The sequence below is a fragment of the Zoogloea sp. genome, from assembly GCF_028689785.1.
Taxonomy (GTDB): domain Bacteria; phylum Pseudomonadota; class Gammaproteobacteria; order Burkholderiales; family Rhodocyclaceae; genus Zoogloea.
In genome coordinates, this window is record NZ_JAQVCN010000028.1 from 13,342 (window position 1) to 27,411 (window position 14,070).

General features: G+C 67.0%; 9 protein-coding genes. 6 read left to right on the forward strand and 3 right to left on the reverse strand.

Annotated features, from left to right (window positions below; all coding sequences use genetic code 11):
• Positions 1-10 precede the first annotated feature (10 nt).
• Both PHI64_RS13275 and mtnA read right to left on the reverse strand, forming a co-directional pair.
• Positions 11-682 (reverse strand): class II aldolase/adducin family protein, encoded by a 672-nt coding sequence (locus PHI64_RS13275; protein WP_299883542.1) that lies wholly within the window; start codon positions 680-682, stop codon positions 11-13.
• A gap of 23 nt (positions 683-705) precedes the next feature.
• On the reverse strand, positions 706-1,758 hold the full coding sequence (mtnA, locus tag PHI64_RS13280) for an S-methyl-5-thioribose-1-phosphate isomerase (RefSeq protein ID WP_299883544.1): 1,053 nt from the start codon (positions 1,756-1,758) through the stop codon (positions 706-708).
• Positions 1,759-1,932: 174 nt separating this feature from the next.
• On the opposite strand from mtnA, the gene PHI64_RS13285 reads away from it, so the two are divergent.
• From PHI64_RS13285 to PHI64_RS13310, 6 genes are read left to right on the forward strand one after another with little or no spacing between them, the layout of a single operon-like run.
• Positions 1,933-3,093, forward strand: a complete 1,161-nt coding sequence (locus PHI64_RS13285; protein ID WP_299883546.1) for a pyridoxal phosphate-dependent aminotransferase — start codon at positions 1,933-1,935, stop codon at positions 3,091-3,093.
• Between the two features lie 31 nt (positions 3,094-3,124).
• Positions 3,125-3,400 carry a PP0621 family protein gene (locus PHI64_RS13290; protein ID WP_299883548.1) on the forward strand — a complete coding sequence of 92 codons (276 nt, stop codon included), beginning with the start codon at positions 3,125-3,127 and terminating at the stop codon, positions 3,398-3,400.
• A complete protein-coding gene (locus PHI64_RS13295) occupies positions 3,397-4,974 on the forward strand; it encodes an ATP-binding protein (protein ID WP_299883550.1) in 1,578 nt (525 codons plus the stop codon). The genes PHI64_RS13290 and PHI64_RS13295 overlap by 4 nt, the downstream gene beginning before the upstream one ends.
• Entirely contained in the window at positions 4,971-6,344 is a 1,374-nt protein-coding gene (locus PHI64_RS13300) for a sigma-54 dependent transcriptional regulator (RefSeq protein ID WP_299883552.1), read from the forward strand. Before PHI64_RS13295 ends, PHI64_RS13300 begins: the two co-directional genes overlap by 4 nt.
• On the forward strand, positions 6,344-9,748 hold the full coding sequence (locus PHI64_RS13305; protein ID WP_299883554.1) for an ATP-binding protein: 3,405 nt from the start codon (positions 6,344-6,346) through the stop codon (positions 9,746-9,748). Before PHI64_RS13300 ends, PHI64_RS13305 begins: the two co-directional genes overlap by 1 nt.
• Complete coding sequence (locus PHI64_RS13310) at positions 9,741-10,682, forward strand: response regulator transcription factor (RefSeq protein WP_299883556.1); 942 nt, start codon at positions 9,741-9,743, stop codon at positions 10,680-10,682. The genes PHI64_RS13305 and PHI64_RS13310 overlap by 8 nt, the downstream gene beginning before the upstream one ends.
• Here PHI64_RS13310 and PHI64_RS13315 read toward each other — a convergent pair.
• Complete coding sequence (locus PHI64_RS13315; protein ID WP_299883558.1) at positions 10,679-13,990, reverse strand: EAL domain-containing protein; 3,312 nt, start codon at positions 13,988-13,990, stop codon at positions 10,679-10,681. The genes PHI64_RS13310 and PHI64_RS13315 overlap by 4 nt on opposite strands.
• Positions 13,991-14,070 lie beyond the last annotated feature (80 nt).

Sequence of the window (14,070 nt, forward strand, 5' to 3'; positions counted from 1 at the left end):
GGGGTGCTGATCAGTCCGGCGTGGAAGGGCTGTCAAGGGGGGCAGCCTGGGGTGTTCCGTAGGTCTGGAAGCGGGCGATCACCTCGGCCATTTCGGCGTCGTTCAGGAGGGTTGGCTGGCCCAGCTGACAGGTGCGCCAGTATTGTTCGCAGAGGGTCTCGAACTCGATGGCGAGGGCCAGGCTGCGGCGTAGGTCGGTGCCGAAGACGAGCATGCCGTGATTGGCCAGCAGGCAGGCGTTGCGCCCTTCCAGGGCGGCCAGGGCGCCATCGGACAAGGCCTGGGTTCCGAAAGTGGCGTAGGGCGCGCAGCGGATGCTGTCACCGCCGAAGCGGGCAATCATGTAATGGAAGGCCGGGATGCCTCGCCGCAGGCAGGCCAGGGCGGTGGCGAAGGGAGAGTGGGCGTGGAGCACGGCACCGGCTTCCGGGTGGGCGGCGAGGATGTCCCGGTGGATACGCCATTCAGTGGATGGGGCGTAGGGCCCCTGCCAACTGCCGTCCATGGCCACCAGGGCCATGTCGTCATCGCTGCAGTCTTCATAGCTGAGCCCGCTGGGGGTGATCAGGAAGCCCCGGTTGCAGCGCACGCTGGCGTTGCCGGCAGTGCCGGCGTTGAGCCCGCTGCTGGTCATTGAGCGGGCGGTGGCCAGCAGGCCGGCACGCAGCACGTTCTCGTTCATCGCAAGTCTCCGGTCAGGACAGTTCAACGCCGGGTGAGGGGAGCAAGGGCATCGGGCAGGACGACGCCCGACTCGCAGATTATGCCTGTCACCCATCCGGCCGGCGTGACGTCGAAGGCCGGGTTGCAGACCGGGCTGGCAGCCGGGGCCAGGCGGGTGCGTACGATGCGGCCGTCGTCGGCCAGGCCGGGCAGCAGCCGGAGCTCGTCGGCGTCCCGCTCTTCGATGGGGATGCCGGCTCCGTTCGGGCAGGCCGGGTCGATGGTCGAATGGGGCGCCGCAACGTAAAAAGGCAGGCCGTGGGTGCGGGCTGCCAGGGCCTTGAGATAGGTGCCGACCTTGTTGGCGGTGTCCCCATTGGCGGCGATCCGGTCGGCGCCGACGATGACGCAATCCACCCGCCCGGCAGCCATCAGCCAGCCGGCGGCGTTGTCGGCGATCAGAGTATGGGGCACACCGGCGCGGGCCAGCTCCCAGGCGGTGAGCAGCCCCTGGTTGCGGGGCCGGGTTTCACTGACCCACACATGCACGTCCAGCCCGGCGGCGTGGGCCGCGTAGATGGGGGCAAGGGCAGTGCCGTGACCGCAGGTGGCGAGCCAGCCGGCGTTGCAGTGGGTCATCAGCTGCAGGGGGCCGGGTTTGTGGGCCAGCTGGCGCAACACTGCCAGGCCGTGCTGGCCGATGGCGGCGTTGTTGGCGGCGTCGGCGCTGCGGATGGTTTCGGCTTCGGCCCAGGCGGCGGCGCTGCGCGCGGCGGCGGGCAGGGGGCTGAGGCGGGCGCGCATGCGGTCGAGGGCCCAGTGCAGATTGACGGCGGTCGGGCGGGTCTGGCGCAACACCTGGTCGGCGTGCTGGAGCTGCCTGTCGGAGGCATCGTCACGCAGGGCCAGGGCCATGCCGAAGGCGGCGGCGGCACCGATCAGCGGCGCCCCCCGCACCTGCATGTCGCGAATGGCGGTGGCGACGCAGGCGAGGCTGTTCAGGTGCAGATAGTGTACTTCGTAGGGCAGGCGGGTCTGATCGAGGATGACGACCTGATCGCCATCCCGGCGCAGGGTCGGGCAGATGTCGGACACGGAATTACCTCTTTAGCGTAGCGCCGGATTGTATCGGGCTGTTACTGTCCGGTGCGGGTATTCGACGCCTTTTGCATGCCCTTGCCGCAGGGCGGAGGGCGTCGACGCGGGCTGCGGCTGGCCGGTACGACGGGCTTCTGCCAGAATCCCCGGCCTGTTCCGGAGGCCTTCCCGATGCCGCATTTACCCTTCCCCCTGGTGTCTCGCCTGCCTGATGTGGGCACCACCATCTTCACCACCATGTCCCGTCTGGCCCAGGAGTGCGGGGCGATCAATCTGTCCCAGGGTTTTCCTGATTTCAGCGCGGAGGATGTGTTGTTCGAGCGCGTTGCTCACTGGATGCGTAGTGGCCACAACCAGTACGCGCCGATGGCTGGTGTGCCGGCCCTGCGTGGGGCGATCGCGTCCAAGGTCAAGGCTCTGTACGGCGCCGACTACGACCCGGAGCACGAGGTCACGGTGACGGCGGGGGCCACCCAGGCCTTGTTCACTGCGGTGGCGGCGCTGGTGCATCCAGGGGATGAAGTGATCGTCTTCGAGCCGGTGTATGACTCTTACGTGCCGGCCATCGAACTGCAGGGCGGTGTGGTGCGGCGGGCCCGCCTGAGCGCGCCGGACTACCGCCCCGACTGGGCCGCGGTGAAGGCCCTGGTGTCGCCGCGGACGCGCATGATCATGATCAACACCCCCCACAACCCGAGCGGCAGCGTGTGGTCCGGGGCGGATCTGCAGGCCCTGGTGGATCTGACCCGGGGGACGGACATTGTGGTGGTGGCTGACGAGGTTTACGAGCACATCGTCTTTGACGGCGCCCGTCACGAGAGTGCAGCCCGTTACCCGGCGCTGGCGGAGCGCAGCGTGATCGTGTCGAGCTTCGGAAAGACCTACCACGTGACGGGCTGGAAGGTGGGCTATGTGCTGGCGCCCGGGGCGCTGATGGCGGAGTTCCGCAAGGTGCATCAGTTCAACGTGTTTACGGTGAACACTCCGGTGCAACTGGCCCTGGCCGACTACATGGAAGCCCCTTCCCGCTATCTTGAGCTGGCGGCCTTCTACCAGGCCAAGCGCGACCGCTTCCGGGAAGGGCTGGCAGGCACCGGCTTCGAGCTGCTGCCCTGTGCCGGCACCTATTTCCAGACCGCCCGCTACGGAGCGATTTCGGATGCCTCCGATGTGGAATTTGTAGACTGGCTGACCCGGGAAGTGGGGGTGGCGGCGATTCCCCTGTCGGCCTTCTTCGGGGACGGGCGCGACGAAAGGGTGATTCGTTTCTGCTTTGCCAAACGCGACGAGACCCTGGCGGCGGCTTTCGAGCGCCTGCAGCGCTTCTGCTAAACTCGATCGCATTCCTCAGGAGCTTTTCCCCGTGCGCAATCTTCTGCTGTTCATCCTTTTTCTGCTTGGTTTGTTCTTTGTGCGGCGTGCTCTGCGCCGCACGCTCGGCGGCTTGGGGGGGCGAAAGGAGGATGTGGGCGGCGGGGGCGCCCGGCAGGGGGCGGAGGCCCCGCGGGAGGTGCTGGAAGCCGAGCAGATGGTGGCCTGTGCCCACTGCGGGCTGCATGTGCCGGAGAGCGAGGGGGTGCGTGGCAATGGCGCTTTCTTCTGCTCCAGTGAGCATCGTCGCCTCGGTGTGCGTCCATGAAGGCTGAGGCTGCTCCCCCAACCCTGGAGGTGCATCTGGCCGACGGGCTGGCCAGGGCCGAGCCCCTGCGTTATCTGAATATCTTCCGGCTGATCCTGGCCGGTTTCTTCCTGGTGGCCGGGCGCGTCCTGCAGCTCGGCAGTGATTCCCCGACCCTGTTCATCGCCGCAGCCATCGCCTACATGGCGGCCGTGCTGATCCTCGGCTTCAAGGATGCCGAGCGGCTTCTTGGTAGCTCCCGGCTGCTGACCCTGCAGGTGCTGGTGGATGTCACCCTATTGACGGTGATCATGTGGACCAGCGGCGGTTACCGCAGCGGCATGCCCATCCTGATCCTGGTGGCCCTGGCCGGGGCCGGGCTGGTGGGTCAGGGGCGCATGGTGCTGTTCTACGCAGCCTATGCCACCGTGGCGGTGCTGCTGGAAAACGCCCTGCGCTTGCTGTCGGGGCGGGATACGGTGGATTTCTTTACCGTGGGGATCACCTGCATCGGCTTCTTCGCCATCGCCCAGGTGGCGCGCCTGCTGGCCCACCGGGCCCTGGCCAACGAAGACCTGGCCCGCCAGCGTGGAGCCGACCTGGCCAACCAGCTGCGCCTTAACCGGCAGATCATCCAGGACATGCAGGATGGCGTGCTGGTGGTAGGTGAGGGGGGCATCGTGCGGCAGTTCAACCCCCAGGCCGTGGCACTGCTGGGGGCCTCCCTGCGCGAGGGCATGAGCCTGCATGCTTGTGCCCCGACCCTTGAGCGTGAAATGCGCCGCCAGGCAGCCCAGGGCGAATCGGCCCACAGCCTGCGTGCCGACGGCAGCGGCAAGATGTTGCTGGTGCGGGCCCTTCCCGCCGGCGACGCCAAAGACACGCTGATCTACCTGGAAGACTTCGACCGTGTTCACCGCCAGATCCAGCAGGTCAAGCTGGCGGCGCTGGGGCGCCTGACGGCCAGTATTGCCCACGAGATCCGCAACCCCCTGGCGTCGGTGTACTCGGCGGCGGAGCTGTTGCTGGAGGAAAAGCGCAGTGAGATGCAGGCCCGCCTGATCCGCATCATCGGCAACAACGCCCAGCGCATCGACCGCCTGGTGAGTGACGTGCTGGCCCTGGGCCGGCGCGACGAGGCGCTGCCGGAGAAGCTGCAGCTGGCGGAGTTCGTGGATGAATTCCTGGAGGAGTTCACCCTTGCCGAGGGGCAGGGGGCACAGGGTGTGGTGGTGAGCCGCATGGCCCCCGACGTGAGCTTGTGCATGGATCGCACCCATCTCAGGCAGATCCTCTGGAATCTGGTGGGTAATGCCCGGCGGCACTGCAGTGGCGGGCCGGCGGCAGTCGTCATCTCGGCCCGTTCCTTCGACGAGGGCCGTGTGGAGCTGGAGGTGCATGACGACGGCCCGGGTATTCCGGAAGACCACCGCTCCCAGATCTTCGAGCCCTTCTTCACCACCCATTCCAAGGGCACGGGCCTGGGGCTTTACATCGCCAGGGAGCTGGCCGAGGCCAACGGTGCCGTGCTGGAACTGCTCTCCACCTCCGCTCGCGGTGCCCATTTCCGCCTTATCGGACGCGCAAAGCCATGATCCCGAACGAAAGACGGGCCCGTTCCAGCGGGCCGGACGTACTCATTGTCGACGATGAAGACGATATCCGTGAGCTGCTTGAGCTGAGCCTGCTGCGTCTTGGCCTGGCCAGCGACGGCGCGGCGACCCTGGCGGAGGCCCGTGGCCTGCTGGCGGAGAAGCGCTACCGTCTGTGCCTGACCGACATGCGCTTGCCCGATGGCGATGGTCTTGAACTGGTGCGGCACATTTCCGAGAACGTCAGCGATCTGCCGGTGGCGGTGATCACCGCCTTCGGCAGCATGGACAATGCGGTGACGGCCCTCAAGGCCGGGGCCTTCGATTACCTGTCCAAGCCGGTGTCCATCGACCAGCTGCGGGCCCTGGTCAAGTCGGTGTTCTCGGTGCGTGGCAAGGAGGAGGACGCCGGCCGCAAGGACAGCTCCAGCCTGATCGGCGAGTCGCCGGCCATGGTGCAGGTGCGCTCCCTGATCGAGAAACTCTCCCGCAGCCAGGCGCCGGTGTTCATCTCCGGCGAGTCGGGCAGCGGCAAGGAGCGGGCGGCGCGGATGATCCACGAGCTCGGCCCGCGTTCGGCGGCGCCCTTCGTGGCGGTCAACTGCGGCGCCATCCCCGAGAACCTCATGGAGAGCGAGTTCTTCGGAGCACGCAAAGGTGCCTTTACCGGGGCTGATAGTGATCGCGAGGGTTTCTTTCAGGCTGCCCACGGCGGAACCCTGTTCCTCGACGAGGTGGGGGATCTGCCCCTCCCCATGCAGGTCAAGCTGCTGCGGGCGATCCAGGAGAAGAAGTTCCGGCGCCTGGGGGATACTGTGGAAACCGCGGTGGATGTGCGCATCCTCAGCGCCACCCACCAGAACCTCAAGGCCATGGTCGAGGCAGCACGCTTTCGGCAGGATCTTTTCTACCGCCTCAACGTGATCGAGCTGCGCATGCCGGCCCTGCGTGAGCGCAGCGAGGATATCCCGGCCCTGGCCCGAATCCTGCTGGGGCGGCTGGCGGAGTCGTCGGGCATGCCGGTGGCGAGGCTTGCCGATGATGCGGTGAAGGCTCTGGCCACCTACTCTTTTCCGGGAAATGTCCGTGAGCTGGAGAACATTCTCGAGCGTGCTCTGGCTTTGTCGAGTGGCAGCCTGATTCATGCCGACGACCTGCTTCTCGACCCGGCCGACATGGGGGAAAGCAGCCACGCCACCCCGGCGACGTCCGGCGGGGCCGACCTTCAGGACTATCTCGACGAGGTGGAGCGCCACGCCATCGAAGAGGCCCTCGAGAAATCCGGCGGCAACCGCACGGCCGCGGCCCGGGCTTTGGGCGTCACCTTCCGCTCCTTGCGTTATCGCCTGGAGCGCCTGGGCATGAAGGAGTGATGGACAGCGACACGGCGGTGTCCGGGCACGGGCCGGAGGCGGTCCAGCGGGTCGTCAAGGTCCGGCGCGACTACAACACCTGGGTTGCCCGGGAGACCATCGAGGACTACGCCCTGCGTTTCACCCCGCGTAGTTTCCGGCGCTGGTCCGAGCTGCGGGTGGCCAACATGGCCTTCGGGGTGGCGTCCTTCCTGGTGCTGGAGGCAGTGGGGGCGACCCTGCTGGTGGATTACGGCTTCATCAACGCTCTGTGGGCGATTCTGGCCGCCGGGTTGATCATCTTTCTGGCGGGTTTGCCGATCAGCATCTACGCCGCCCGCTATGGTGTGGACATGGATCTGCTGACCCGCGGGGCGGGCTTTGGCTACATCGGCTCCACGCTGACCTCGCTGATCTACGCCTCCTTCACCTTCATTTTCTTCGCCCTTGAGGCGGCGATCATGGCCTATGCCCTCGATCTCGCCTTCGACATTCCACCTGCCTGGGGCTACCTGCTGTGCGCCATCGTGGTAATCCCCCTGGTCACCCACGGAGTCACCACCATCAGCCGGCTGCAGAGCCTGACCCTGCCCCTGTGGCTCGTGATGCTGGTGGTGCCCTACGTGTACGTGTTCAGCGAGCGTCCGGGCATCCTCCATGATCTCGCTGCTTACGGAGGCGAGCATGGGGCTGGGGCCGGTTTCAGCATCCACGCCTTCGGTGCGGCCCTGACCGTGGGCATCGCCCTGATCACCCAGATGGGCGAGCAGGCGGACTACCTGCGTTTCATGCCCGAGCGTACCCCGGCCAATCGCTGGCGTTGGTGGGCCGGGGTGCTGGTGGGCGGGCCCGGCTGGATGCTGCTGGGAGTGGTGAAGATGCTTGGCGGGGCGCTGTTGGCCTACCTGGCCATCAGCAATGCGGTGCCGGCTGAACGGGCGGTGGACCCGAACCAGATGTATCTCGCCGCCTACGAGTATGTCTTTCCCAAGCTGCACTGGGCGGTGGCGGCGACGGCCCTGTTCGTGGTGGTGTCCCAGCTCAAGATCAACGTCACCAACGCCTATGCCGGCTCCCTGGCGTGGTCCAACTTCTTTGCCCGACTCACTCACAGCCATCCGGGGCGGGTGGTGTGGGTGGTCTTCAATACCTTGATCGCGTTGGTGCTGATGGAACTGGAGGTGTTCCAGGCCCTCGGCAAGGTGCTCGGTCTGTACGCCAATGTGGCCATCTCGTGGATGATGGCGGTGGTCGCCGATCTGGTCATCAACAAGCCCCTCGGGCTGTCGCCGCCGGGCATCGAGTTCAAGCGGGCCCATCTCTACGATGTGAACCCGGTAGGCGTCGGGGCGATGGGGCTTGCCTCGGTGTTGTCGGTGTCGGCCTATCTGGGCGTGTTTGGTGCCGACGCCCAGGCCTTCTCGGCCCTGATCGCCCTCGTCGCGGCCTTCATTACCGCGCCTCTCATCGCCTGGGCCACCCGTGGCCGTTATTACATCGCCCGCAAGCCCGGGCCGGCGCTGGTCGGGGTGCGTCAGTGCGTGATCTGCGAGCGGGAGTACGAGGCCGACGACCTGGCCCGCTGCCCGGCCTATCAGGGCGACATCTGCTCCCTGTGCTGTTCGCTGGATGCCCGCTGCAATGACCTGTGCAAGCCCCAGGCGCGCCTCTCGGCCCAGTGGTCGGCGGCCATGCGCCGGCTGTTGCCGCAGGCGGTGTGGCCCCACCTGGAGAGCGGCCTCGGCCACTACCTGCTGCTGATGGGCGGCATTGCTCCAGGCCTGGCCCTGCTGGTGTGGCTGCTCCATCACCTGGGCCTGAAGCTGCTGGGTGACAGCGCAGCCGAGTTCGCGCCGGCCCTGCAGATGGCCTTTCTGAAGGGCTACGCGGCCTTGCTGCTGCTGTCGGGCCTGGTGGTGTGGTGGCTGGTGCTGACCCACAAGAGCCGCCAGGTGGCCCAGGAGGAGTCCAACCGCCAGACCCACCTGTTGATGCGCGAGATTGAGTCCCACCGACGTACCGATGAGCAACTGCAGCGCGCCAAGCAGGCCGCCGAGCTCGCCAACCAGGCCAAGAGCCGCTACATCACGGCCATCAGCCACGAGCTGCGCACGCCGCTCAACAGCATCCTCGGCTATGCCCAGATCCTCGACGGCGACGAGACCATTCCGCCGCCCCGGCGCCAGGCCATCAACGTGATCCGGCGCAGCGGCGACCACCTGCTGTCGGTGATCGAGGGCACCCTGGATATTGCCCGTATCGAAGGGGGCAAGCTGGCCCTGGACGTGAAGGCCCTGGATTTCCGGGATTTCATGCAGCAGATCGTCGGCATGTTCGAGCTGCAGGCCCACAACAAGGGGCTGGAATTCCGCTACGAGCCGAAGGGCGAGATTCCGGCCTTTGTGCGGGCCGACGAAAAGCGGGTGCGCCAGATCCTCATCAACCTACTCGGCAATGCGCTCAAATTTACCTCCCGGGGGCATATCTGCCTGCGTCTTGCGTACCGCATGGAGATGGCTACCTTCGAAGTCGAGGACAGCGGGCCGGGGATCTCCCCGGAGGAGCAGGAGCGCATCTTCGACCCCTTCGCCCGGGGCTCGTCGGCCCAAGGGGCGGGCGGGGCCGGGCTGGGGCTGACCATCAGCCGCATGTTTGCCGATGTGATGGGTGGTGAGCTGAGCCTGGACAGCCGCCCTGGTGAAGGCTGCCGCTTCCGGGTGCGCCTCTTCCTGCCCCAGGTGCAGGGCGCCGCCGCCCGCGCCGGGCTGCCCCGCAGCCGGCCGGTGGGCTACCAGGGCGTGCGCCGGCGTGTGCTGATCGTAGACAACGAAAGGGTAGACCGGGAGTTCCTGTTCGCCCTGCTGGAGCCCCTCGGTTTCGTGCTGGCCGAGGCTGCATCCGGTGCGGCCTGCCTGGCAGTGCTGGACGACTTTCGGCCCGACCTGATCTTCATGGATCTGGCGATGCCGGGCATGGACGGCTGGGAGACGGTGCGCCGCATCCGTGAAGGGGCGCACGCTGCCACGCCAGTGGCCATCATCTCGGCCAATGCCTACGAGCGCGGCATCCATTCGGACGACAATGCGCTGGGCATCGGGGCCCGGGATTTCTTCCTCAAGCCGGTGCAGGTCAGCGAGCTGCTCGACTGGGTGGGTGAGCGCCTGGGCCTGAACTGGGTTGAGGCCCACCAGCCGCTGCCCGAGCCCAAGCTGCCCGCCAGCATGGTCCATCCTCCAGCGGAGCTGCTGGAGCCCTTGGCCCGACAAGTGGAGCTGGGCTACGTGAAGGGCATCCTGGCACGGCTCGACGAGATCGAGGCCGCCGACCCTGCCCATGCGCCCTTTGTGGCCGAGGTGCGCGAGCTGACCCGCAATTTCCGCCTCGACGCCATTGCCCCCCTGCTGGAGAAAGCCCGCCATGTCTGATTTTGACCGGCTCAATTCCGACCTGGTGCTGATCGTGGACGATATCCCCGAGAATCTCTCGGTGCTCCACGATGCCCTCGACGAATCCGGCTACACGGTGCTGGTGGCCACCAACGGCGAGACGGCACTGCAGCGGGCCCGCCACAGCCTGCCCGACGTGATTCTGCTGGATGCCATGATGCCGGGCATCGATGGCTTCGAAGTGGCGCGACGCCTGAAGGCGGATTTCAGCACCCGCCACATTCCCATCGTGTTCATGACCGGCCTGACCGAGACCGAACATGTGGTGGCGGCCTTCGAGGCCGGTGGGGCCGACTACGTGACCAAACCGATCCGCCCCCAGGAGGTGCTGGCGCGCATTGCCGCCCACATGGCCAGCGCCCGCCTGATGAAGCAGGCTCGCACCGCCCTGGATGCCTTTGGGCAGGCCACCCTGGCTTTGCGCCCGGAAAGTGGCCGGGTGGTGTGGCAGACCCCGTTGGCGCGCAAGCTGATGAACGACTACTTCCCCGGCCATGAGGATGATGCCCCGGCCGCGGTGATGGCCTGGGTGCATGAGTCGGCGCGGGCGCGCCGGGAGGGACGGGAGTTTCCGCCCTTGCACATCAACCAGGGGGCGACCCGCCTGATCTTCAATCTCCACGAGCGGGCCGGGGACGACGAGTGGCTGCTGGTGCTGCGGGAGGAGTCGGACGCAGCAGTGGTGGACGCGCTGATGGCGGCCTTCCGCCTGACCACCCGGGAGGCCGAGGTGCTGTACTGGGTGATCAAGGGCAAGACCAGCCCCGACATCGGCGAGATCCTCGGCTCCAGCCCGCGCACGGTGAACAAGCACCTGGAGCATGTCTTCGCCAAGCTCGGTGTCGAGAACCGCACTGCGGCCGCGTCGGTGGCCATGGCGCGGATCCGCATGGGCGGCGGGCCGGACACCTAGATGCTGAGTGAGGACTTCACCTCCGCTGTGGCGGCGAGCAGGGCGGTGACGTCGGCGGCCCGGAGGGGCCGGGCGAAAAGGTAACCCTGCATGATCGGGCACTGGCGCTGCAGCAGGAAGTCGCGCTGGGCTTCGGTTTCGACGCCCTCGGCCACCACCTCCAGGCCCAGATCCCGGGCGATGGACAGGGTGGCGGTGGCAATGGCCGCGTCCTCGGCGTCGCCGGGTAGATCCTGCACGAAGGAGCGGTCGATCTTGAGCCGCGACAGGGGCAGGCGCTTGAGGTAGACCAGGCTTGAGTAGCCGGTGCCGAAGTCGTCCAGGGCCAGCCCGATCCCCAGCCGGCGCAATCGGGCGAACTGGGCTTCGATCTCGGCGCTGGGTTGCATCAGGGCGCTTTCGGTGAGCTCCAGCTCGAAGCTCTGGGGCGAGACCCCCGCATCGGCGAACACCTGGCGGACGCGATCGACAAAGCCGGGGCGCCTGAATTGCAGGGCCGAGATATTGACGGCGATGGTGAGGGCCGGCAAGCCGGCTGCCTGCCATGCAGCCTGTTGCTGGGCGGCCGCGTGCAGCACCCAGTCGCCGATGGCTTCGATGAGCCCGGTCTCCTCAGCCAGGGGGATGAACTCGCCTGGCGGGATGCGTCCCCGCTCCGGGTGGTTCCAGCGCACCAAGGCCTCTACACCGATCAAACGCTGGCCAGGCATGGCCCATTGGGGCTGGTAGTCGAGTTCCAGCTCGTGGCGTTCCAGGGCGTGGCGCAGGGCATTTTCGAGCATCAGGCGGGCGTAGGCCCGGGCGTTCATGTCGGGGGTGAAGAAGCGGAAGTCGTTGCGCCCGGCACTCTTGGCGTCGTACATGGCAGTGTCGGCGTGCTTGAGTAGCTGATCCACATCATTGCCGTCGGTGGGGTGCAGGGCGATCCCAACGCTGGTGGAGATGGAGAGCTCCTGGCCGTCGATGTCGAAGGGGCGAATCAGGCTGGCAATCAGCTTGCGGGCGACGATGGCTGCGTCCTCGCTCTGGCTCAGCTGGGGCAGCAGCACGACGAATTCGTCACCGCCCAGGCGTGCCAGCACGTCCTCTTCGCGCAGGCACAGGGCCAGGCGCTGGGCTGCGGCAGTCAGCAGGCGGTCACCGACCGGGTGGCCAAGGGTGTCGTTGATCTTCTTGAAGTTGTCCAGGTCCAGGAAGAGCACGCCGGCCTGCAACTGGTTGCGCCGGGCAATGGCCAGGGCCTGGTCGGCGCGGCTGATCCACAGGCTCCGGTTGGGTAGCCCGGTGAGCCCGTCGTAGTGGGCCAGGTAGTGGATGTGCGCCTCTGCCGCACGGTTGGCGGTGACGTCCTGAACGGTGCCGCGCAGGGTTTTGCCATTGTTCAGCCCCAGGCCGGCTTCGATGGTGAAGTGCACGATGCGTTGGGCCTCGCTCTGGTCACCCCAGCGTAGGCGTACATCGAAGCTGGCACCGGTCATGCCCTGGGCAACGTCGTCGAAAGCCTGCTGTAGGCGGGGCTGGTCGTCGGGGTGCAGGGCGGCCAGCAGGTTGGCGAGTTTGCCATCCTGGCTTCGGGGCGCTCGCAGGATGGAGAACAGCTCTTCCGACCAATGGCCCTCTCCGGTTTCCGGGTCTGCTTCCCAGCTGCCCAGCTGGGCGATGCGCTCGGCATGGGTGAGCATGGCCTTCTTGGCACTGAGGTGCAGGCTGGCCTCGGCCAGTTCGGTGGTGCGCTGCTGCACCAGCTCTTCGATGCGTCGGGCGCGCCCGGTGGAGGAGAGCAGGAAGGCGCCCAGCATGCCCGTGCTGAGCAGGCCGACGGCCAGCACGGTCCATGCCTCCCAGCCCCGGTGCAGGGTGGCGTAGCTGGGTTCGGCGACGAAGCGGAGGGTCCAGGCGCGCCCCCCGAAGTCAAAGTCTTCGATCCACGGGGGCACCCCCCCGCTGCTGGCTTCGTCCGAGCTTGAGCAGGGGGCGAACCCGGACAGGCGGCGACCCGGGGTTTTATCGGGGTTCTGCTCGGCCAGGCAGTAACTGATACCGTTGATGGCGTTGCGCAGGAGGACACTGTTGACCGCGTCTTCCATGCGCAGGGCGACGAAAGCGAAGCCGTCGGCCTGGGGGGCGGTCTGGCCCGGGCTGGTGCGTTGATAGATGACCACGCCGAGCTTGCTCTCGGTTTCCTGGGTCAGCTCGAAAGCTTGGGTGGCGGCGGCCTTGCCGTCGGCCCGGCTGCGGGCGAGGGCTTCGGCCGAGGTGGGAATCGACTGGACGTTGAGCCCGAGAGCACGGCCGTTGCCTTCCAGGGGCGCGATGTAGCGGATCGGGTAGTACTCGGCACGTCGTGGTGAGGGAAACAACTGCTTGTTCGGGGCCCGGTCACGGATGGCGAAATCCGCACTACCGAGGGCCCGCTGCGCCGTCTTCTCAATGGCCTTGCGCTGCGCATCGGGGGTGCGGGGGATCCAGCCTATGCCCTGGATGCCCTCAAAGCGTGCCAGCCAGGGCATGGCGAATTGACGGAAGCCTTCGTCGTCCAGATCCGGGGCTGCGACCATGACCCGCTCGGTGGCCTGGAGCACGTCGGTGTAGTTGGCAAAGCGCTTCAGCAGCAGGCTGGAGAGGTAACGGGCATCCCGCTCGAAGCGGCTCTGCAGGCGCTGCTGTTCCCATTGGGCCACCTGGCTCTCCAGCCCCGCGAGCAGTATCAGGGCCACCGACATGGGCAGGGCCAGGCTGCGTCGCCGGGGCGCCCATTCGTGGCGGGGCTGGCCGAGGAAGACGAAGGTGAGGGGAGTGGCGATGAGGATGCCGATGGCGTCGCCTGCCCACCAGTTCCACCAACTGAAGGGAGCTTCGCTGGGGGCGATGGCGCCCGAGGCCACCAACGCTGCGGTACCGAAGCTGGCGCCGATCAGGCAGCTGACGGGGCCAGCGACAAAGAGGAAACGCAGGATCGTGGTGCCATTGTCGAGCCCCCGCGGAAAATCGGCCCAGCGCCTGGCCAGGGCTGCGCCAGCGTAGGCCTGCAAGACGGCGCCCACGGCCACCCACAGGGGAGTGAACCAGGCCCACCCTTCCAGGCCCGAGCGTGACACAGCCTCGATATTGGTGAGCAGGGCACCCATGAATATCGCTGGCCAGATGCCACGGCCGTAAATCAGGACGGCTGCCAGCCCGATGCCGGCGGGGGGGTAAAGGGGGGCAACGTAGCCCGGAGGAATGGCAATGTGCAGGGCCAGCAGGCCGCAGATCGTATAGGAAATGCCGATGATTGCGAGTTTGCGCAAGGAGGAGGCGTGTGGCATGCGGCGGGTGGGTCCGGGCGATGGGGGGCAGTCCGTCGTTGTACTGCCTGTCAGGGGTAGGCCGTCACTGGCGGGATCGA